Source organism: Parvibaculum lavamentivorans DS-1, from assembly GCF_000017565.1.
GTDB classification, from domain to species: domain Bacteria; phylum Pseudomonadota; class Alphaproteobacteria; order Parvibaculales; family Parvibaculaceae; genus Parvibaculum; species Parvibaculum lavamentivorans.
The window spans coordinates 523,586-543,848 of sequence record NC_009719.1 but is presented as its reverse complement, the minus strand read 5'-3'; the positions used below and the strand labels follow the sequence as shown (position 1 = coordinate 543,848).

Below are 20,263 nucleotides of genomic sequence, written 5' to 3'. Positions count from 1 at the left end.
TCTCTTCCCCGAGGTCAATCAGTAGTGTGCGGTACGCGATAAAAAAATGGTAAACGAGCCCGGCCACATAGTGGCGTGAGGGAGAATTTCCGTTGCATATTCAATGAGTTGATTCACGCGATCCGCGAGTGAGGAGTTCCCGCCCGATGCCCGACACCACGCCAGCCGCCACCCGCCGGACACTCTATCCGGAGATCGAGCCATACCGGACCGGATCGCTCAAAGTATCCGATTTGCATACGCTCTATTTCGAGGAATGCGGCAACCCGAAGGGCAAACCCGTGGTGATCGTGCATGGCGGGCCGGGGGGCGGCACCAACCCGACGATGCGGCGGACGCACAATCCGGACGCTTACCGAATCATTCTGTTCGACCAACGGGGCTGCGGGAAGTCCACACCCCATGCGGAGCTGCGCGAGAACACGACATGGGACCTGGTGGCGGACATGGAGCGGCTGAGGGAACATCTCGGCATCGACCGCTGGCAGCTCTGCGGCGGCTCCTGGGGATCGACGCTGGCGCTTGCCTATGGCGAAACCCACCCTGCCCGCGTCACCGAAATTATCCTGCGCGGCATCTTCACACTCCGGAAGCGGGAGCTCCACTGGTTCTATCAGGAGGGGACGGATGCGCTTTTTCCCGATGCCTGGGAGGAATTCATCGCGCCCATTCCCGAGGCCGAGCGCGGCAACCTGATGGCCGCCTATTACAAGCGGCTCACCGGCGACAATGAGGCGGAGAAGCTTGCCTGCGCCCGGGCATGGAGCATATGGGAGGGGACGACGCTCTCGCTCTATTCCGACCCCGAGCGGGTGAAGCGCTTTGCCGACGGGCATTTCGCCCTCGCCTTCGCGCGGATCGAATGCCACTACTTCATGAACAAGGGCTGGTTCGAGCCGCAGAACCAACTGATCCGCGAGGCCGGCAAGCTGAAGGGCATTCCGGGCGTCATCGCGCAGGGGCGCTATGATGTCGTGACGCCGATGTTCACGGCATGGGAACTCGCCAAGGCCTGGCCGGAAGCGGAGCTCACCATCGTGCCGGACGCCGGACACACGGCGACGGAGCCCGGCATTGTCGATGTGATGGTGCGGGCGAGCGACCGCTACGCTGCGGTGAAGAACTGACGGCTGCAGATGCATATTCTTTATCTGGTCAATGCGCTCGACTCGCCACCCGGCGTGCTGCTCGAGGAGGCGGCACTGCTGGGCGCGAGCGCGACGCAGATCGACACAGTGAACGGCCGGGACATGGAAACCGGCGAGGCGCGCGCCGTGCCGGAAGCCGCGGCGGGCTATGATGCGCTTGTCGTGCTTGGCGGCGTGATGGGCGTTTACGAAGCCGGCAAATATCCCTTCATCGAGGAGAGCAAGCGGCTCGTCCGGCGTTTCCACGACGAAGGCAAGCCCGTGATGGGCGTCTGTCTCGGCTCGCAGATCGTGGCGAGCGCCTTCGGCGCACCGGTCTACAAGATGAGCGAGAAGCTCGAGGCGCATGAAGAATGGGGCTTCGTGCCGCAAACATGGGAAGCGGCGGTGGCGGACGACCCGCTTCTGCATGATGCCGCGCCGGGTTTGCGAACCATGCATTGGCATGGCGACACGTTTGATCTGCCTGAGGGCGCGACGCGGCTTGCGACGCGGGAGACCTGCCCCAATCAGGCGTTTCGCATGGGCGGCAGGACCTACGCCTTTCAGTTTCACCTCGAAGTGACGCGCGGCATTCTCGACGGCTGGACGACATTGCGCGCGAAGGCGCTCAATGTATCGCGGCCTACGATCGAGAAGCTCATCGGGCCGCAGATCGAGGAAGCGCTGCGGCCGCAGGAAGCGTTCGCGCGGCAAACGATGCGGCGCTGGATGGCGCTCTGCCGGTAAACGCCCCACCCCAAACGGGGCGGGGCCTTATCCCTCAGAAATTCACGCGCCGCGAGATGGCGCCGTCAACGATGAGGTTCGTGCCCGTCGTGAAGGACGAAGCGGGGCTTGCGAGGAAGACTGTCGCGTTGGCGATGTCCTGCGGCGTCGCCATGCGGCCGGTCGGGTTGCGTTCCATTGCCTGCTTGAACATGTCCGGCATGTGGTCTTCGATCATGTTCCAGACGCCGCCCTTGAAATAAACGGTGCCGGGCGAAACCGTGTTCACGCGGACATGCTTGCCGGCGTGCTGGCGGGCATAGCCCTTGGCGAGATGAATCTGCGCCGCCTTCTGCGCGCCATAGGCATTGGCGTTATCGTTTTCGGCTGCCGAGATCGAGGAGATGAAGGTAGCCGACGCATCGCCGGATTTCTTCGCGGCTTCGGTGAGGAAGGGAAGCGCCGCCTCGAAGGCATTGACGGCGCCGAGCACGTCGATTTCGAAGCAGGCGCGCCAGGACTTCTCGTCATTGCCGTTCGCGAGCGCCGAGGCGTTGGCGACCAGAATGTCGAGGCCGCCCGTGGCCTTTGCCGTATCGGCGATCCACTTCTTCAGGCCCTCGCCATCGGCGATGTCGGCGATGCCGCCGGTTGCCTTCACGCCGAGCTTAGAGAGCGCGGCGACCGCCTCATCGACCTGATCCTGATTGCGCGCGCAGATCGAGACATCGCAGCCCTCCCTTGCCAGCGTTTCCGCGATGGCGCGACCGATGCCGCGCGTGCCGCCGGTGACGATCGCCTTCTTGCCCTTGAGACCGAGATCCATGATGCCGCCTTCCCTGAAATGATTTTCGTTGGGGCGACTTTAGGTCTCATTCTCCAACGGTCAACTGAAACCCGGGGTCAGGAAGGACGGCTGGCATCCGCGAGAAAGAGGTCCCGGAGTGTTTCCACACCGGCGCGGAACCTCGTCTGCAATTGGCCGAGCAAGGTTTTCTCCGGCGGGGGATCGAGATCGAGGCCAACCTGATGGACTTCGCCATCCGTCACCTGCACGGCGACCAGATCGACGCTGCCCACCCGGGTACGGGCGCCGGTCTTGATCTCGCGGCCCAAACGGGAGCGCATGAACTCCTCCAGCGTCAGTTCGCGTTCTTCGGGGGTGAAGGCGAGGCTGTACATGTTGGCGACCGCGGCGGCGGAGGTATGGCCGTCGATCACGAAGTCGACGATTTTTCCTTCCTTTTCGGCACTGCGCGACTTTCGCGCGCCGAAAAGGCGGTCGAGCGCGGGCACGGCATCCACGTTGATGAGCAGCAGCACCACATCGCCGGCCTCAAGCCCCTCATGCAGGCCCTCGGTGCGCGCGACGCCAGCGCGCATCACGGAGATGACGGTCGTGCCTTCGGGCAGAGGAAGGCGCTTCATCCTGCGCAGCACGAGAATGCTCATCGGATCGACCGTATAGGCAACGACGCTCTTGCCCTTGCCGGCGGGCAGGTCGAGCTCGACGCCGCGCTTTGCCGTGGGGCGCGGCGGCAATTCGACATCTGTCCACCGGGCCGTGAGCGCAATTGTCCAACCCTGCGCCACCAGCGAGACCAGCACGATCACATAAGCAACCGAGAACAGGGTGGAGGCCCCTTCCACGCCGGCAAAGACCGGAATGACCGCCAAAAAGACGGCCACAGAACCGCGAAGGCCGAGCCATGAAATGAACAGCGTCTCGTTTGGCGCAAATTTCAGCGGCTTGAGACATAGCCAGACGGCAATGGGCCGGGCCACAAAGAACAGGACCACCGCCACAGCTATCGCGGGCAAAAGGATCGGCAACAGGGAAGAGGGCGTAACCAGCAGGCCGAGCATGAGGAACATGCATATCTGCGCGAGCCATGCCATGCCGTCGGTAAAGCGCGAGATCTCGCTGGTGGCCCTGTGTGGCGTGTTGCCAACCGTAAAGCCGATGAGAAAGATCGCCACATAGCCGCTGGCGCCGGCGCTTTGCGTCAACGCGAAGACGAGCAGCGCCAAGGCCCCGGCCATGATGGGATAAAGACCAGGCGACAATTGCAGCCGGTTGATCGCGCGGACCACGAACCAGCCGCCGGCGAGGCCGAAGATAACACCGCCTACGAGCTGCCACAGGAAGTTGCCGATCTCCCCGATGACAGCCCCGACGCTGTCCAGTTGAACGCCCTCAACCGCAATGCCGACCAATGCGAGTGTGAGAAAGATCGCCATCGGGTCGTTGATGGCGGATTCGACTTCCAGCGTGGCGGAGACGCGGGCGCGCAAGCGGAGCCCACGCTGATGGAGCAGCAGGAAGACGGCGGCGGCGTCGGTGGAGCCGACAATGGCGCCGAGCAGAAAGGCTTCGACCCACCCGATGCCGAGCAGGAACTTGGCGGCGACGCCGGTGATGGCGGCGGTGAGCAAGACGCCTATCGTCGCGAGGGCGCCTGCGGGAGCCCAGGCGCGTGCCAGGGCGTTACGGCTGGTCCGCAAGCCACCGTCGAACAGGATGATGGCCAAGGCGAAGGAGCCGGCCAGATAGGCCAGGCGGAAATCGTTGAAAACGATACCGCCGGGGCCTTCCTCGCCCACCAGCATGCCGAATGCCAGAAAGACCAGCAGCAGGGGAGCGCCGATCCGTGAGGAGAGCGCCCCCGCGAAAATCGAAAAGGTAATTAATGCAGCCGAAACCAGGATGATCTGGTTAGCAAAATCCATCCGGACAAACCAATGCTCATGCGGGTCCTGCCGACTGCATGAGCATTGCGGCCAATCGGAACAGAAATCCCTCGAATCGCGAAAAAAGCTTCGCGGTCAGTGTACAGCAAGAAGCGCGGATTCCGAGACGAAATGGCCAGAAACAGGCGGAGTTTTCAGCTTTTTCCAACTGCATTGCTCTTGGGTGGCGGAGCGTTCCAATGGAGGACGCCTCGCGGGGCGCTCCTGTTCGTGGCTGTGCAAGCGGCGGTGACAAATTGTCTGTGACGGGGAGCGACAATGACCTTAATCTCGGGCGCAACAAGAACCGGGATATCCGGAAGCAACAAGAATTGAGGGAGGACGGGATGGATCTCGCCATGCGGCCCGAAGACGTGGCCTTTCGCGACGAAGTGCGGGCTTTTCTCGCGGAGAACCTGACCGACGAGCTGAAGGCTCATGCGCGGCTGACGCCGGGCATCCTGGCCGACCAGGATCTGCGCGTCGAATGGCTGAAACGGCTCAACAAGCGCGGCTGGGCGGCACCGAGCTGGCCGAAGCAATATGGCGGCGCGGGTTTCAACGTGATGCAGCGTTTCATCTGGGCATCGGAATGCGCGGCTGCCGGCGCGCCGCAAGGCTCCAACATGGGGCTTTCGATGGTCGGCCCGACGCTGATGGGACATGGCACCGACGAGCAGAAGGCCCACTACCTGCCGCGCATCCTCAATGGCGAAGACTGGTGGTGCCAGGGCTATTCGGAGCCCGGCTCGGGCTCGGACCTCGCGTCGCTTCAGTGCCGCGCCGATTCAGACGGCGACGACTACATCATCAACGGCACCAAGCTATGGACGACGGGCGCGCATCAGTCGAACAAGATGTTCTGCCTCGTGCGGACCGACCCCAACGCCGCGAAGAAGCAGGAAGGCATTTCCTTCATCCTGATCGACGATTTCCACGCCAAGGGCATCAAGGTCGACCCCATCATCACGCTGGCGGGCGACCATGAAGTGAACCAGGTGTTCTTCGACGATGTGCGCGTGCCGAAGAAGAACCGCGTCGGCGCCGAGAACAATGGCTGGACGGTGGCCAAATATCTGCTCGAATTCGAACGCGGCGGCGCGGCGCATGGCGCGAACCTCCGCAATGCACTGAACAAGCTGCGCGTGGTTGCGGGCACGGAACATAGCGGCACCGGCACGAAGCTGATCGACGACCCGAATTTCCGCCGCAAGCTCGACGAGACGGAAGTGGAAGTGACGGCGGTGGAGTTCACCGAGCACCGGATCATGTCGCAGCTTTCCAACGGACAGAACCCCGGCGCGGCTGCTTCGATCATCAAGCTGCGCGGTGCCGACACCAACCAGAAGATCACCGAACTCGGCGTGGAGGCGATTGCCTATTACGTGCAGCCGGACGTGATCGAAGCCCGCACCTGGGGCGCGAACGTGCCGCCGGTGGGGCCGGACCATACGCTGATGGTGATGCCGAAATACCTGAACACGCGGGCGCAGACTATTTTCGGCGGCTCGAACGAAGTTCAGCGCAACATCATGGCGAAAGCGGTGCTGGGGCTCTAGAGCCTCACACCGCCTCCGGGTCGCGGCCCACGGCCATCCGATAAGTCAAACGCGCCAGCTCCTTTGTGAGTTCGGCGCGTTTTCTTTCGCTTACATCGAGAAAAGCGACTTCGAGAATTGCGTTGTAGAGCATTTCCGAAATCAGCCAGGCGTCTTCCTCCGGCATCGGCAGATCGAGAGCGCCTGCCGCCTGAATGCGGACACGCTGCGAGAGCGCACCAAGTGCCGCCCGCGTTTCGACAATCGCCGGCAATTGCGGAACGAAAGGCACCTGCCGCAGGAGCACGCGCAGAACATCGCGCTCCTCCACCAGCGCACCGACCGCCCGCATTGTCATGAGCGTTACACCCGGCCATGGGTCGAGCCCCATCGCCTTGGCGAAGGCCTCCTCCATCTCCGCTTCCACCTTCGCCATGAGGCGTCGCGTCAACTCGGCGACAATCGCCTCCTTGTTGGGGAAGAACTCATAAAGGGTGGCGATGCCGACGCCCGCCTGCTCGGCGATACGATTTGTGGTGAGAGCCTCATAGCCGTTCTCCCGCAAAAGCCGAGCAGCCGCATCGACAATGGCGTTGAAGCTCACGTGTGAGCGGGCCTGTTTAGGCCATTTTTTGGGAGCGAAATCAGACACTTGAGGCTGAACTCGACGGTGCCGGGGCGACGTCTCGAAGAGGCCGGGAAACCCGAGTTTTCCGAGCAATTACTTGGATTATATTCAGAGGCAAGTTCGAGAGGCAATGGCGGAAGAGGCAAGCTCATGTCCCTGGGAAGCGAAGCGAGAGAAACGATGGAAAGGCGCGACACGACGGAGGCGCCGCAGCGCGATTACAGCAGCCCTCTGCCGCGAATGGACTTCACGGTCCCCCAAGGCGATCCCGGGCTGCTGGGACCGAACTCCATGGGCTGGAAGGTGAGCGCCAATCCGATCGTGAGCGCCGTCGGCGGCATCGCGGCGGTGATCCTCGAACTTGCCGAGAAACATGTGCGCGCGGGTGTATGGGATCATTCGACCTTCAAGGTCGATCCGATCCGCCGCATGGAGCGGACAGGCATGGCGGCGGCGGCCGTGACCTATGGGCCGACGAAAATGGCGCAGCAGACATTCGACCGCGTGACGCGCATGCACCAGCGCGTGACGGGAACGACGCATGATGGCGACGCCTATCGGGCCATGGAGCCTTCGCTTCTGACATGGGTGCATGTGACGGCGGCATGGGGCTTCCTCAATGCCTACAAGCGCTATGCGAACCCGAAACTCTCCCGCGAAGACGAGGACCGCTATTACCGCGAAGGCGAAGTGATCGGCAAAGGCTTCGGCGCGGAATGGGTGCCGACGTCCATGATCGAGATGGATGCCTATATGACGGAGATGACTCCGAAACTTTATGCCAACGACACCGTGCATGAGTTTCTGGAGCTGGTACGGAACGCGACGCCCCTCGGCAGCGCGGGCAAGCCCGTGCAACGGCTCATCACGCAGGCGGCGATCGACCTGCTGCCGAAGCATCTGCAGGAACAATGCGGGGTTGCGGTTTCCCCAGCGGCAAGGCCGATGGTACGCCCCGCCGTCCGCGCGCTTGCCAACACGGCGAGCTTCGCGATGCGCTTCGCAACGAATTCGCCCGCGCATCAGGCTTGCCGCCGCATGGGAGTCTCGACAGACTGTCTGCGCTGACCCTTCGACAGACCAGAAGAAGAAAATGAATCTCGAACTCACGCCCGCCGATGCGAGCTTCCGCGACGAAGTGCGCGCCTTTCTCGATGAAAACCTGACGCCGGAACTGCGCGAGGCGGGGAGCCTCACGACGTCGGTCTTCACCGACAAGCAATGGAATCTCGCCTGGCAGAAGATCCTCTACAAGAAGGGCTGGGTGGCGCCGAGCTGGCCGAAGGAATATGGCGGAACCGGCTGGAGCGAGATGCAGAAATATATCTGGACCTCGGAATGCACCCGCGCGGGCACGCCGGGCCTGTCGCCGATGGGGCTTCGCATGTGCGGGCCGATGCTGATGAAGTTCGGCACGCCCGAGCAGAAGAATTACTACCTGCCGCGCATTCTTTCCGGCGAAGACTATTGGTGCCAGGGCTATTCGGAGCCGGGCGCGGGCTCGGACCTCGCCTCGCTGCAGCTGAAGGCGGTGCCGGATGGCGACGATTATGTGCTGAACGGGACCAAGATCTGGACCACGCATGCCCACTTCGCGAACATGATGTTCTGCCTCGTGCGCACGGATGCAAGCGGCAAGCCGCAACAGGGCATCACCTTCCTGCTGCTCGACATGAATACACCCGGCATCAAGGTCGAGCCCATCATCACGCTGGCGGGCGAACATGAGGTGAACCAGGTTTTCTTCGACGATGTGCACGTGCCGAAGAAGAACCGCGTCGGCGAAGAGAATGACGGCTGGACGGTCGCGAAATATCTTCTCGAGTTCGAGCGCGGCGGCGCCTTCGCGGCGGCGCTTGAAGTGGGCATTGAGAAAATCCGGGAGGTCGCCGCAAGCGAACGCGACGGCGACGGCAAGCGCCTGATCGACGATGCGACTTTCGCCCGCAAGATCGCCGAAGCCGAGATCGAGGTGAAGGCGATGGAGATGACCGAACATCGCGTGATGGCGGAGCTTGCCGGCGGCAAGAATCCCGGCCCCGCTTCCTCGATGCTGAAGACGCGCGGGACGGAAATGCGCCAGCGTCTCGACGAAATCGCCGTCGAGACCATCGGCTTCTATTCAGGCGTCGACCAGCACGATGCGCGGACGCCGGGATCGAATGTCGAGCCGATCGGCCCCGCGGAAGGCATGGTCTTCATGCCGACCTATCTGAACAACCGGGCGGCTTCCATCTATGGCGGCTCGAACGAAGTTCAGCGCGGCATCATGGCGAAGCTGGTGCTGGGGCTTTAAGCCTTCCTTGCGATCAGCAGCGTCGTCGTCTGGGTGAAGATCGTTTCGTCCGACTGGTTCATCAGGATGTGACGGTTCTTCACGACGCTGCGGTCCGGCTTCGACGAGGACGGTTTCGTCTCGATGCATTCGATGACGAGGCGGAGCGTGTCGCCGAGTTTTGCTGCTTTGTGAAACCGCACTTCGTCGTAGCCGAGTGCGCCGATGACGGCGGTTTCTTCCGGCAGGCGCGCGGCAAGGAAAAGCACCACGGCCTGGATATGCGTGCCGCAGGCCGTCAGCGTTCCGTAGATGGATTTCGCGGCGGCGGCTTCATCGACATGGAAAGGCTGCGGGTCCCATTTCGAGGCGAATGAGACGATTTCGTCCTTCGTCATTTCGTAGGTCGCCGGGATGTCGTGGCGCTCGCCTACCACAAAGTCATCGAAATAGCGCATCGCTTGTTCCTTCTCCCGGGACAATCATCTTCGTCATTGCGAGGAGCGTAGCGACGAAGCAATCCAGAAGCGATATGCGCAGAGAGTGCGACCCTGGATTGCTTCGCTACGCTCGCAATGACGAAAAGAAGGAAGGCCCGTGAGAAAACTCACGGGCCTTTCAAAATCGCTCAGTCGTTTCGAATTACGCGAATTCGAAGAGACCGGCGGCGCCCATGCCGCCACCGATGCACATGGTGACAACGCCGTACTTCACGTTCTGGCCGGCCTGCTTGCGGCGGCGGCCTTCGAGCAGGATGTGGCCGGTGCAGCGCGCGCCAGTCATGCCGAAGGGATGGCCGATGGCAATGGAGCCGCCATTGACGTTGTACTTCTCGGGGTCGATGCCGAGGCGGTCGCGGCTGTAGAGGCACTGGCTCGCGAAGGCTTCATTCAGCTCCCAGAGGTCGATGTCGTCTACCTTGAGGCCGTGGCGCTCGAGCAGGCGCGGCACGGCGAAGACCGGGCCGATGCCCATCTCGTCGGGTTCGCAACCGGCGACGGCGAAGCCGCGGAAGACGCCGAGAATGTCGGAGCCGTTCTTTTCGGCTTCCTTGCGCTCCATGAGCACGACGGCGGCGGCGCCGTCCGAAAGCTGCGAGGCATTGCCGGCGGTGATGTATTTGCCTTCCTTGATCTTCTGGCCGTTCTTGAAGACCGGCTTCAGACCCTGGAGCGATTCAAGCGTCGTCTCCGGACGGTTGCACTCGTCCTTCTCGACGACGTAATCGACCAGGGATTCCTCGCCCGTCTCCTTGTTCACGACCTTCATCTTGGTCTTCATCGGGACGATTTCGTCCTTGAAGAGGCCGGCCTGCTGCGCGGCGGCGATGCGCTGCTGGCTGCGGAGGGCGTATTCGTCCTGGTAGTCGCGGCTGACGTTGTAACGCTCGGCAACGATTTCGGCGGTCTCGATCATCGCCATCCAGAGCTCAGGCTTTTCCTGCATGAGCTTTTCTTCGGTCAGGCGATTGAGGTTCTGGCCGCCCATCTGGACGAGCGAGATCGACTCGACGCCGGCGCCGACCATGACGGGCACGCCTTCATTGACAATGCGGCCGGCGGCCATGGCGATGGTCTGCAGGCCCGAGGAGCAGAAGCGGTTGACCGTGGTGCCGGAGGTCGTGACCGGGCAGCCGGCCCAGATGGCGGCGAGACGGCCGACATTCATGCCGGTGGCGCCTTCAGGCGCGCCGCAACCCATGATGACGTCTTCGACGGCGGCCGGGTCGATCTTCGCGCGCTCGATGGCGTGCTTGATCGCGTGGCCGGCCATGGCGGCGCCATGGGTGTTGTTGAAGCCACCGCGACCCGACTTGGCGAGGCCGGTGCGGGCGGTGGACACAATGACTGCTTCTCTGGACATGAACGTCTCCCGAAGGGGTTGAAATCGTTTTAGGGGTTCGGCAACCCGTCAATTGCGGGCTTTTTTGGCGCTCAGGGCCCCTTTGAGGCGCACCATAAACGGCTTGCCACCCCCTTCAAAGCGGAATCTCCGCGCTTTTCCGTAGGGTTTGCGCGGCTCGATTGTCCGGATTTGAACAGCACGCGGTGCAGAACGCAGCAGCAGGGGCGGCGCCCCAATATCGCCTTGAAATTTCCCCGTAACCGCCTGCCAAAAATCCGGATGGGGACACATTGGAGGGCCATGTTGGGAGGGTGGAAAAGCGGACGGATGGTCCGCGCGGACCGCGAAACGAAAGGGGACCGAGATGAACAGGCTGATGATCGTTACCGCGCTGGGTTTCAGCACCGCCATGGGCGCCGCGCTCATGGCGCAGACGGCGACTGCCGCGAGCCCTCTTCCGATGCCGCGGCCGGATGCCGTTAACGCGTCTTTTGAGCCCGGCATTGAAACACGGGTGATCTTTGTGAGCGCAATCGATCCGCAGGCGCCGCGCAGCGTCGGCTATGGCGTGAACGACAGCGAGCGCGTGGTCTTCCCGGTTTACTTCGCCGAGGGCTGGACGGTCCCGACGAACGAAGCGGAAACAGCGCTGCGCGCGGCGGCCGAAGAGATCACCTATCGCGGCTTGCAGAACATTACGGTTTCCGCCGCGAGCGCGGCGCTGACCTCGCCCGATCCGGTGACGCAACGCGAAGCCGAAGCGCGCGTCGATGCCGTGACGGAGACGCTTGAAAAATATGGCGTGCCGGAACGCTGGATCGCGCAACCAAATACGCTTTCAGGCGTCTGACATATATCTCCCCGCGGCGCCCGGTTCCTCACCGGCCGTTCGCGGGCCTCGCAGACCCGGCGTCGCGCCGCCCTCACCCCCCACCCGGTGCGGCGCCGGGATCTTCGGCTGACATGCCTTTTGCCCTTACCTTTGCCGGTGCGGGCCTTTTCTTGTGCCGCGCGGCGCGAGAGGCTAGACAAGGGCGCATCCGATCCCTCTCTCCCTCCGGAAGTATTCATGAGTTCCACCCAGGTCGATACAAGCGGCTTCGGCGCCTATGCCGGACCGGTGCGGCGCGTGCAACGCGACGGACAGGATGTCTTCACATTCGAAATCGCCCCGCACCACCTGAACGGCGCGGACAGGCTGCATGGCGGCATGATGATGACGCTAGCGGCAATCGTGCTTGGGCAGGTGGCGAAAGACGCGGCGGCGGCAAAGCAGCCGGACGCCGAAGTGCGGCCGCTTTCCGTCAATTGCGATTTCGTGAGCGCGGGCGAGAAGGGGGAGGAAGTTGAAGGACGCGCGGAGGTGACGCGCGCGACGCGGACTGTGCTTTTCATTTCGGGGGACCTGCGCGTCGGCAGCCGCATCCTGATGACGGCGACCGGCGTCTACGCGATCAAGGAGAAGGGCGCGGCGTGAGCGATCCCCTGCCCTCTCCCGTCGAGGTCGCGACGCCCGAAGGCTGGCGGATCAGCGAGCTGCACGATCCTTTCGAGGCCTATGTGGGGCCGCTCTTCGAGCGCGAAGATGCCGATGGCGCAAGGATTTTCGCCTTCATCGCCGATGAGCGGTATGTGAACGAACAAGGCATCGTGCATGAAGGCATGATGATGACTTTCGCCGACGCCTTTCTCGGCAGCGCCGCCAATCGCGGCGCGGAGGGCAAAAGCTGCGTCACACTGAGCCTGCAGGCGAGCTTCCTCGGCGAGCCGAAGGCGGGCGCGCTGATCGAATGCCATACGAAGCTCGAGCGGAAAACCCGCGCCATCATCTTCGTCTCGGCGCGGTTTTGCGCCGGCGGTGAAGACGTGATGACGGCGACGAGCCTCTGGAAAGTGCTCGGCGAACGCTAGGTCTTCCGTCCCGCGCCGTTTGCAAATCCTCCATGACTGCTATAGCCGCTTGCGCGGGCGGGACGGAACCGCTTTCCTATGCGCCAACGAATTCGCAAGAACCAAGGGAGGAGCCGGAATGGCTATCAATTACGACACGCTCATGTCGCTGAAGGCCGAGGGCCAGGAATTCAGCTATGGCGACCGCGAGACGATGCTTTATGCGCTTGGCATCGGCTTCGGGCGGGACCCGATGGACGAGAAGGAATTGCCTTTCGTCTATGAGAAAAACCTGAAGACGGTGCCGACGCTTGCCACCGTGATCGCCTGGGGCGCGGGCGCCATCGGCGACAGCGGCATCAATTACGCGATGGTGGTTCACGGCGAGCAGAAGCTGAAGCTCTACAAGCCGCTGCCCGTGGCGGCGAAGATTACCACGGACAGCCGCGTCGTCGGCGCGTGGGACAAGGGCGAAGGCAAGGGCGCGATCATCGTCACGGAAACGAATATCGCGGAGAAGGGCGGCGACAAGCTCTGTACACTGACATCAACGATCTTCGCGCGCGGCGATGGCGGCTTTGGCGGGCCGCGCGAAGGCGCGCCGGCGCCGCACACGCTGCCGGACCGCGCGCCGGACATGAGCATCGACGCGCAGACGCTGCCCGACCAGGCTTTGCTCTATCGCCTTTCGGGCGACCGCAACCCGCTTCATTCCGATCCCGAGTTCGCGAAGGCGGTCGGCTTTCCGAAGCCGATCCTGCATGGGCTTTGTACCTATGGCACATGCTGCCGCGCGATTATTTCCGATGTTCTGAACTACGACCCGACGCAGATCACAGGGTTCGACGTGCGGTTTTCGGCGCCGGTTTTTCCGGGCGATACGGTCACTGTCGATGTGTGGAAAGACAAGGACGTCATCTCTTTCCGGGCCCGTGTGAAGGAGCGCGACGCGGTCGTCATCAACAACGGAAAATGCACGCTGAAGGGCTGAAAAGCGGCGACTGTCATCGAACTGTTACACGACTGTCACAAAGAGATTTTCGCCACCGGTTTGCTGTTTACGAATGAACAGGCCGGGGATAAATCGAGGGGCCGGGCGGACCATTCCGCCCGGCCCTTTTTCGCGAGTGCCCCCTGAATGTGTCCGCCGGACCCCGCACGACCCGAAGCCGCCCTGCCGGAAGGCGAGGCCGGAATGATATCCCCGACTCCGGCGGCCGCGCCGCCCGGGGATAACGCATCGACAACCGACCTGCCGGCGGCGGCGACGGTTTTTCATCTTTATACGGATGATATTGCGCTCGAGGATGACGGACCCCTCGGCGAGGTGGAGCGGCTGATCGCGGCAGGCGACCGGGCGGGGGCGATCGCCCACGCCGTGGAGGCGGCGGCGCGGGAGGACGAGCGGCCCTCGACGGGGCTCGTGACGTCGCTCGCCCATTGCCTGATCGAGCTTGGCGAACCGGCGCAGGCGGCGGCGCTGATCGAGCCGCTGGCGGCGGCGGGACAGGCGAACCCGCGGGCGCTTGTCGTTCTTGCGCGGGCGATGAGCCTTGCAGGACGGCACCAGGAGGCGCTTGGCGCTCTCAACGAGGCGAGCCTGCTGGACGGGCGCTCGGCGACGGTTCTGCTGGCGCTCGGCGCGGCGCGGATGGCGGCAGATGATTTCCCGCGCGCCATCGGCGATTTCGAGCGCGTGCTCCGGCTTTCGACGGGCGATGGCGAGCGCGACGCGAATGAGCGCGCGGAGGCGCATTTCCGGCTCGGCGAGGCCTGGGCGGCGATGGACGAGCCGGCGCGGGCGGCACGGCACTTCAAGGCATCTCAGGCTGACGACCCGGCCGACCGGCGGGGCGCGGGCATCCGCCTTGCCGAACTCGATGCGCAACCGGCGCCGACACGGGCGAGCGCCGCCTATGTGCGGGCGCTGTTCGACGGCTATGCACCCCGCTATGACGGACATATGAGGACGGCGCTTTCCTACCGGGGGCCGGAAATATTGCTCAAAGCGGCGGAAGCGGCGGGACTGTCCGCAGGCGGACCTTATGCGGCAATCGACCTTGGCTGCGGCACGGGGCTTTCGGGCGCGGCATTCCACGCTCATTGCGCGTCGTTGACCGGCGTCGACCTCAGCCCCCGCATGTGCGCGGCGGCGGAGGCAAGCGGGTTCTACACGCGCGTCGTCGCTGGCGACCTGTTGAAGGTGCTGGATGAGGGCAACCGCTTCGGGCTCGCGATTGCCTGCGACACGATGATCTATCTCGGCGATCTCGCGCCGCTGTTTTCATCCCTCGCATCGGCGCTGGTGCCGCGCGGCTGGTTTGTCTTTTCCACCGAAAAATCCGACGGACAGTCGGAAGAGGCTTCGGCGCGCGGCTTCGAAGTCGGCCCGGCGCGGCGCTTCCGGCATACGGAAACCTATTTGCGGACGCTGGCGGAGCGCCATGGCTTCGAGGTCGTGTCGATGGATGTTGACGCGCTGCGGACGGAGAAGCGGGTGCCGGTGGAGAGTTTTATCGGGGTGATGCGGAAAAGCTGATTTCGAGTGCGGCTGAAGACGTGGATGGCCCGCATGAAGCGGGCCATGACGGCTTGGGGTTTGCGTGCGTGGCGATGGGATGTGCTGCGGCAAGAGGCATTGCGAGTGGGTCCCGGCTTTCGCCGGGATGACACCGAGTTGTGTTGCTTGCTTCTGTCGGCAACGTTACCGCCGCTACCCCTCCCCAAACGGCTTACAGCCGTTTGACCCTCCCACAGGGGGAGGGTGGCAGGAAGCCAGGGGCTTTTCGAACCACATGTGACGCGGGGCCTGTTCCACTGCCAATCACTCAGTGTCATCCCGGCGAAAGCCGGGACCCAATCCACGTCGATGCTTGTGGCGGAGATTCTTGGGGCATTGAGCTGGTTCGGACGCGGTGCCCATGATTTCTGCTGAGGGAACCAATGGGTCCCGGCTTTCGCCGGGATGACATTTATTTTTGGTGCAGCGACAGTAAGGGCTGATGAAGAAAAGGCCCGCATCCTTTGGGGGATGCGGGCCTGACTGAGGGCGGGTTCTGGGGGGGGGTGAACCCGCCGCCGGTACACTCGGGCGGTGCGATCAGAAGATCGGGAGCACCGAAATAGCCGATAATGCGAGAAGGCTGACGCCGGTGGCGACATAGGCGAGGGCTTCGGAATTGCCGCGATACGACGACCGGCGGGGAAGCGGCGCCAGCGTTTCGGCGCGGCGGTCGCGGCAGCGCGCGAGGATACGATCCACTTCCAGAGACTCCGCAGGGGCGGCAGCGGCGCGGCCAAAGACGCGGCGGCCAAAGGCGCCGGCGGGCGCACGGCCCGGTGCCTGGGGGATGAAATCCCTTTCGAGGCGGTTGAACCCTGAGCTCTGAATGGTGGTCATCATACTCACTCCGCTTTCCTGCCGCCCGGCGGCACCGATCGCATTTACAACGTCTTTTGCGGTCTCCAGTTCCATAACGGAGAGCCTATGGCGGAGCGCAGAGGCTGCTCAACGAGGGTTATGTTCAGATTTGTCGATGACTGTGTGCGTCAACCTTTCCGCCCGGAAAAAAGGGGCGGTATCCTGCCGGAAATTCGAGTCCCGGCGCCCGCAGAGAGGGACCGGACGGAGATCCGGGGAGACAATTTCATGGCACGGATGGCGACATTATTGGCGGTTTCCGCAGCCTGCTTTCACGCTTTTGCCGGAGCGGGCCCTGCGCTTGCCGCCTGCGAGGCGGGCGGGCTTCTCAATACATGTCTCGACGAACCCTTCAGCCCCGGAGCGGGCGCGGAGGAAAATTATCAGCGGCTCGACGGCGGCAGTTATGGCGGGCGGCCGATGGATGAAACGAAGCAGAAGACCATCACCATCGGCGATACGACAGTGACGCTCGGCCAGACGGAAGAGACAGCGCAGCCCTGGAACGCCTTCAACCAGAAGACGGCCGAAGAGACACTGCCGCGCGAGGACCGGCCGCGCGGGACCGATCCGCTGAAGACGCAGTGCTACGCCGACGGCTGCTACTAGTGCGGGCTGGCGGCGCGGCGGGTGACGCGTGCTAGGATGGCACGTTGCCAACCAGACAAGCAGCCGATGATGCCCCTCCGACCGGACCTTCTTCTCCCGCTTCTCTCGACGGTTTCGCGGGTGCTGCGGTTTTCCGCGCCCGTTGCAATAGCAGTGGCAGGGGCGCTAACGGGGACGCTGGCGCTCGGCATGGCGGCGGGCGTTTACGCGGCGGGCATGGACGACCCGGTGCCGGACATGCAGATGGCGCAATCGGTGCCTGTGTGGGAGCCCGGCGATCCGGTGCCGGGAAGCGCGACCTTGCCGAACATGAAAGAGGCGATGCCGGATGTGCCGGTGGCTACGCCCTCACCCTCTCCCGCTCCCTCTCCCGCCGCCGCCACCGCGAGCGAGGCGGAGGATCCTCAGGATTTTCTCTGCAACCGCGCGCCGGCGGGAAAGACCGTGCCGGTGCCGCCGCCTTTCAACCGCTGGCTCGTGCGCGTCTGCGCGCCGCAGGGACAGGCACTGGTGCCGGTGCTTGGCGAGGCCTGGGTGGCGCATGGATCGGCGGACCCTGTTTCCATTCTGGCGATGCCGCCCGGCGCGGTGCCGCCGCCGAATATCGGCGCCTTCGACGCGCGATACGATATTCGCTTCGATGCGCTTGAAGGCGGCGAGGCGACGGGCGAAAGGCTGAAGCGCGCACTCGGCCTGCTGCGGACGGCGACGAGCGCGAGCGAGACCGCACCGCAAGCAGATGCCGTGTGGCAGCTCGACGCGGTGAGCAATGTGGCAGGCACGCGCTACAACCTCTTTTTCTATCTGGCGGGAGAGCGGCCGCACCGCATCATCGCCTGTCTCGACCAGTGCCGGCAGGCACTTTATCTCGACGTGCTCACGGGCGCCGAGGCGGAGCATGTTCTGGGGCGATGAAATTGACACAAAACATGTCAATAGTTAGAAGAGCCCCGGATCCGGCGGCAAAAGGAACGGAAGAAGATGGGCAGGGGATACGATCTTTACGGCGCGGAGCCGAGCTATTTCACGGGCAAGGTGCGCGCCTATCTGCGCTACAAGCGCATTCCCTTTTCCGAGGTGCTGCCGACGCGGGAGGTCTACAAGACCGTGATCCTGCCGCGCGTGGGCTGGCCGGTGATCCCCGTGGTCGTGACGCCGGAGGACGAGACGTGGCAGGATTCGTCCGAGATCATCGATAATTTCGAGGCGCGGTTTCCAGAGGCGTCCGTCTATCCCGAGGGGCCGAAGCAGAAGCTGGCGGCGCTGCTGATCGAAACCTATGCCGATGAATGGCTGAAGCTGCCGGCGATGCATTACCGCTGGACGAAGAACCGCGACTTCGCCATCGCCGAATTCGGCAGGCTGTCGCGGCCGGACCTCGACGAGGCGGGACAGCGCGCGACCGGCGAGGAAACGGCGAAACCTTTCGCGGGCGCACTGCCGGCGCTTGGCGTGACGCCGGAGACGGGACCGGCAATCGAAAAGTCATATGAGAGACTGCTCGGCGAACTCGACGCGCATTTCGCGAGCCATGATTTCCTGTTCGGCAGCCGGCCCTCTGTGGGCGATTTCGGACTCTTCGGGCCGCTCTATGCGCATCAATATCGCGACCCGGCATCCGGCGAAATCATGAAGAAACTCGCGCCCAATGTCGTCAAATGGGTGCTGCGGATGATGAAGCCGCCGAGGCCGAAGGGCGGCGAATTCCTGGGCGGCGACGAGGTGCCGGAGACGCTGATGCCTGTCCTTACACGGATGATGCGGGAATTCCTGCCGGTGCTTCTTTCGACGGCGGCGGCGCTCAAGGCGCATGTGGAGGCGCATCCCGAACTCATTGCCGGGAAGGAACCCCTGCCCCGCGGCATCGGGCGGCACGAATTCACGCTGGAAGGCACGACCGGCATGCGCGTGATCTTCCCGTTCGAACTGTGGATGCTGCAGCGCGGGCTCGATTTTTTCCAATCGTTGCGCGGAGAACAACGCGAAGCGGCCCTTTCTATGCTACACAAGACGGGCGGGGAACGGCTTGCCGATTTCCCCGCCTTCCCGCGCCTGACAAGGCGTCAATTCCAATTGGTACTTGAATGAGCCGCAGCGGTTTTTTCTCGCGTCTTTTCGGAAGACAGACCACCGGAACACCGGATGATGAGAGGGCGACGAGGGAAGAGCCGCCCGAATTTCCAAAGCCCACAGGAGTCCCCATGTCCAGCGAAGGCCTGCACGAACAAAACCTTTCGGCGGAGGCGCTGAACCTGCATCGCGCCATTGTTTCGCTGATGGAGGAACTGGAAGCCGTCGACTGGTACAACCAGCGCGCGGAAGCCTGCACCGATCCGGAGCTTACGAAAATTCTCGAGCATAATCGCGACGAGGAAATCGAACATGCGGTGATGGTGCTGGAATGGCTGCGCCGCAACAATCCGCGCTTCGACAAGGAAATGCGCGAGCGGCTGTTCAAGGACGGGTCGATCGGGAAGGATTGAGGACTTCGCGTTCTTTCAGCCGTCATTGCCGTGGCGCCTTCGGGACAAAGGCCGCACTCATAAATAACATGTCATCCCGGCACTCGTTGCCGGGACCCAATCCACTTCACCTCCAAGCGGCGAAGCCAATGGATCCCGGGAATAAATCCCGGGATGACATTTTTGTTTTGGTTGAACTTAACCGGATTACCGAGCCGCCTTACCGCACCTGGCCGCCGTCCACCACCATGACTTCGCCGGTGATGAAGCTTGCGCGGGGGCTTGCGAGGAAGAGGGCGGCGTCGGCTATTTCCTCGACGGTGCCGAAGCGGCGCAGCGCCACTTCGCGCTTGATCCAGCGTTCCCAGGCTTCCGGGCGCTCCTTCGTGTTCTTGTCCCAGACGCCGTCTTCAAAGAGGATGTTGCCCGGCGCGATGGCATTGACGCGGATCGCTTCCTTGCCGGTGAACTTCGCGAGCTGGCGCGTGAAGTGGTTGATGCCTGCCTTCGACGCCGCATAGGTGAGCGAGGTGCCCATGGCATCGACGCCGGCGACCGAGGAAATCAGGATCACATTTGCGCCCTCACGCTCCGGCGCGGGGCGCTTCAGGATGCGGCGGATCGCTTCGCGGGCGAGCCAGACCGAGCCGAAAAGGTTCTGCTTCATGTCGGCATCCCAATCCTCGTCCGACACATCGAAGCCGAGCGGCGCGCGGGAGAGGCCGACATTGGCGATGGCGCAGTGGACGGGGCCGAGCTTCGCCTCCGCCGCATCGAGCGCGGCGGCGATGTCGGTGCTGGCCGTCATGTCGCCCGCGATGGTGAGGAGGTTTTCCGCTTTCGCGCCTTCGGCGACGAGGGCCTGTTTCGCCTCGTCGAGCGGACCGGCGCCGCGCGCCGTCAACGCGACTTTCGCGCCTTCCGCCACGAAGGCACGCGCCATGCCGAGGCCGATGCCGCGGCTCGCGCCGGCGATGAAGACATGCTTGCCTTCGAGTTCGAGTTTCAT

21 protein-coding genes are annotated in these 20,263 nt (G+C 63.4%); 14 read left to right on the top strand and 7 right to left on the bottom strand.

Translation table 11 applies throughout. The features are described 5' to 3' along the window. The first annotated feature begins 146 nt into the window (after positions 1–146). The gene (gene pip / locus PLAV_RS02555; protein WP_011995417.1) at positions 147–1,127 is read left to right on the top strand and encodes a prolyl aminopeptidase; all 981 of its coding nucleotides are present in this window, start codon (positions 147–149) and stop codon (positions 1,125–1,127) included. 9 nt (positions 1,128–1,136) lie between these two features. Further along, positions 1,137–1,877, top strand: coding sequence for a type 1 glutamine amidotransferase (locus PLAV_RS18675; RefSeq protein WP_011995416.1), 741 nt, complete (start codon positions 1,137–1,139; stop codon positions 1,875–1,877). Between the two features lie 34 nt (positions 1,878–1,911). Here PLAV_RS18675 and PLAV_RS02545 read toward each other — a convergent pair whose 3' ends face one another. Together PLAV_RS02545 and PLAV_RS02540 are read right to left on the bottom strand one after the other, a co-directional pair. Then, positions 1,912–2,682: an SDR family NAD(P)-dependent oxidoreductase gene (locus PLAV_RS02545; protein WP_011995415.1), complete on the bottom strand. Its 771-nt coding sequence runs from the start codon at positions 2,680–2,682 to the stop codon at positions 1,912–1,914. 77 nt (positions 2,683–2,759) lie between these two features. After that, the gene (locus PLAV_RS02540) at positions 2,760–4,586 is read right to left on the bottom strand and encodes a potassium/proton antiporter (protein ID WP_011995414.1); all 1,827 of its coding nucleotides are present in this window, start codon (positions 4,584–4,586) and stop codon (positions 2,760–2,762) included. A gap of 347 nt (positions 4,587–4,933) precedes the next feature. Between PLAV_RS02540 and PLAV_RS02535 the strand changes: the two genes are divergently transcribed. Continuing rightward, positions 4,934–6,145, top strand: coding sequence for an acyl-CoA dehydrogenase family protein (locus PLAV_RS02535; RefSeq protein WP_041535813.1), 1,212 nt, complete (start codon positions 4,934–4,936; stop codon positions 6,143–6,145). A 4-nt stretch (positions 6,146–6,149) separates the two neighbouring features. Here the strand turns inward: PLAV_RS02535 and PLAV_RS18670 are convergent, their stop codons facing one another. Beyond that, positions 6,150–6,728: a TetR/AcrR family transcriptional regulator gene (locus tag PLAV_RS18670; protein WP_049767685.1), complete on the bottom strand. Its 579-nt coding sequence runs from the start codon at positions 6,726–6,728 to the stop codon at positions 6,150–6,152. A 174-nt stretch (positions 6,729–6,902) separates the two neighbouring features. On the opposite strand from PLAV_RS18670, the gene PLAV_RS02525 reads away from it, so the two are divergent. Both PLAV_RS02525 and PLAV_RS02520 read left to right on the top strand, forming a co-directional pair. Further along, positions 6,903–7,820: an oxygenase MpaB family protein gene (locus PLAV_RS02525; RefSeq protein WP_011995411.1), complete on the top strand. Its 918-nt coding sequence runs from the start codon at positions 6,903–6,905 to the stop codon at positions 7,818–7,820. Between the two features lie 25 nt (positions 7,821–7,845). Further along, entirely contained in the window at positions 7,846–9,048 is a 1,203-nt protein-coding gene (locus PLAV_RS02520; protein WP_011995410.1) for an acyl-CoA dehydrogenase family protein, read from the top strand. Here the strand turns inward: PLAV_RS02520 and PLAV_RS02515 are convergent. Both PLAV_RS02515 and PLAV_RS02510 read right to left on the bottom strand, forming a co-directional pair. Beyond that, the gene (locus tag PLAV_RS02515) at positions 9,045–9,485 is read right to left on the bottom strand and encodes a MaoC/PaaZ C-terminal domain-containing protein (protein ID WP_011995409.1); all 441 of its coding nucleotides are present in this window, start codon (positions 9,483–9,485) and stop codon (positions 9,045–9,047) included. The genes PLAV_RS02520 and PLAV_RS02515 overlap by 4 nt on opposite strands. A 184-nt stretch (positions 9,486–9,669) precedes the next feature. Continuing rightward, positions 9,670–10,890, bottom strand: coding sequence for an acetyl-CoA C-acyltransferase (locus PLAV_RS02510; RefSeq protein WP_011995408.1), 1,221 nt, complete (start codon positions 10,888–10,890; stop codon positions 9,670–9,672). A 346-nt stretch (positions 10,891–11,236) separates the two neighbouring features. On the opposite strand from PLAV_RS02510, the gene PLAV_RS02505 reads away from it, so the two are divergent. From PLAV_RS02505 to PLAV_RS18665, 5 genes are all read left to right on the top strand, one after another. Next, a complete protein-coding gene (locus tag PLAV_RS02505; RefSeq protein WP_011995407.1) occupies positions 11,237–11,722 on the top strand; it encodes a hypothetical protein in 486 nt (161 codons plus the stop codon). 219 nt (positions 11,723–11,941) lie between these two features. After that, complete coding sequence (locus tag PLAV_RS02500) at positions 11,942–12,349, top strand: PaaI family thioesterase (RefSeq protein ID WP_049767684.1); 408 nt, start codon at positions 11,942–11,944, stop codon at positions 12,347–12,349. Next, positions 12,346–12,783: a PaaI family thioesterase gene (locus PLAV_RS02495; RefSeq protein WP_011995405.1), complete on the top strand. Its 438-nt coding sequence runs from the start codon at positions 12,346–12,348 to the stop codon at positions 12,781–12,783. Before PLAV_RS02500 ends, PLAV_RS02495 begins: the two co-directional genes overlap by 4 nt. A 118-nt stretch (positions 12,784–12,901) precedes the next feature. After that, positions 12,902–13,753 (top strand): MaoC/PaaZ C-terminal domain-containing protein, encoded by an 852-nt coding sequence (locus tag PLAV_RS02490; RefSeq protein WP_011995404.1) that lies wholly within the window; start codon positions 12,902–12,904, stop codon positions 13,751–13,753. Between the two features lie 204 nt (positions 13,754–13,957). Then, complete coding sequence (locus PLAV_RS18665) at positions 13,958–15,301, top strand: class I SAM-dependent methyltransferase (RefSeq protein ID WP_011995403.1); 1,344 nt, start codon at positions 13,958–13,960, stop codon at positions 15,299–15,301. A gap of 561 nt (positions 15,302–15,862) precedes the next feature. On the opposite strand, the gene PLAV_RS02480 is transcribed toward PLAV_RS18665, so the two are convergent. Beyond that, entirely contained in the window at positions 15,863–16,171 is a 309-nt protein-coding gene (locus tag PLAV_RS02480) for a hypothetical protein (protein WP_143710156.1), read from the bottom strand. A gap of 240 nt (positions 16,172–16,411) precedes the next feature. On the opposite strand from PLAV_RS02480, the gene PLAV_RS02475 reads away from it, so the two are divergent. From PLAV_RS02475 to PLAV_RS02460, 4 genes are all read left to right on the top strand, one after another. After that, positions 16,412–16,792, top strand: coding sequence for a hypothetical protein (locus PLAV_RS02475; RefSeq protein ID WP_011995401.1), 381 nt, complete (start codon positions 16,412–16,414; stop codon positions 16,790–16,792). Positions 16,793–16,858: 66 nt separating this feature from the next. Next, entirely contained in the window at positions 16,859–17,707 is an 849-nt protein-coding gene (locus tag PLAV_RS19475; RefSeq protein WP_041535811.1) for a hypothetical protein, read from the top strand. A 66-nt stretch (positions 17,708–17,773) separates the two neighbouring features. After that, positions 17,774–18,880 (top strand): glutathione S-transferase family protein, encoded by a 1,107-nt coding sequence (locus PLAV_RS02465; RefSeq protein ID WP_011995399.1) that lies wholly within the window; start codon positions 17,774–17,776, stop codon positions 18,878–18,880. Positions 18,881–18,993: 113 nt separating this feature from the next. Next, positions 18,994–19,275: an encapsulin-associated ferritin-like protein gene (locus PLAV_RS02460; protein WP_011995398.1), complete on the top strand. Its 282-nt coding sequence runs from the start codon at positions 18,994–18,996 to the stop codon at positions 19,273–19,275. A gap of 199 nt (positions 19,276–19,474) precedes the next feature. Here PLAV_RS02460 and PLAV_RS02455 read toward each other — a convergent pair whose 3' ends face one another. Further along, on the bottom strand, positions 19,475–20,263 hold the full coding sequence (locus PLAV_RS02455; RefSeq protein ID WP_011995397.1) for an SDR family NAD(P)-dependent oxidoreductase: 789 nt from the start codon (positions 20,261–20,263) through the stop codon (positions 19,475–19,477).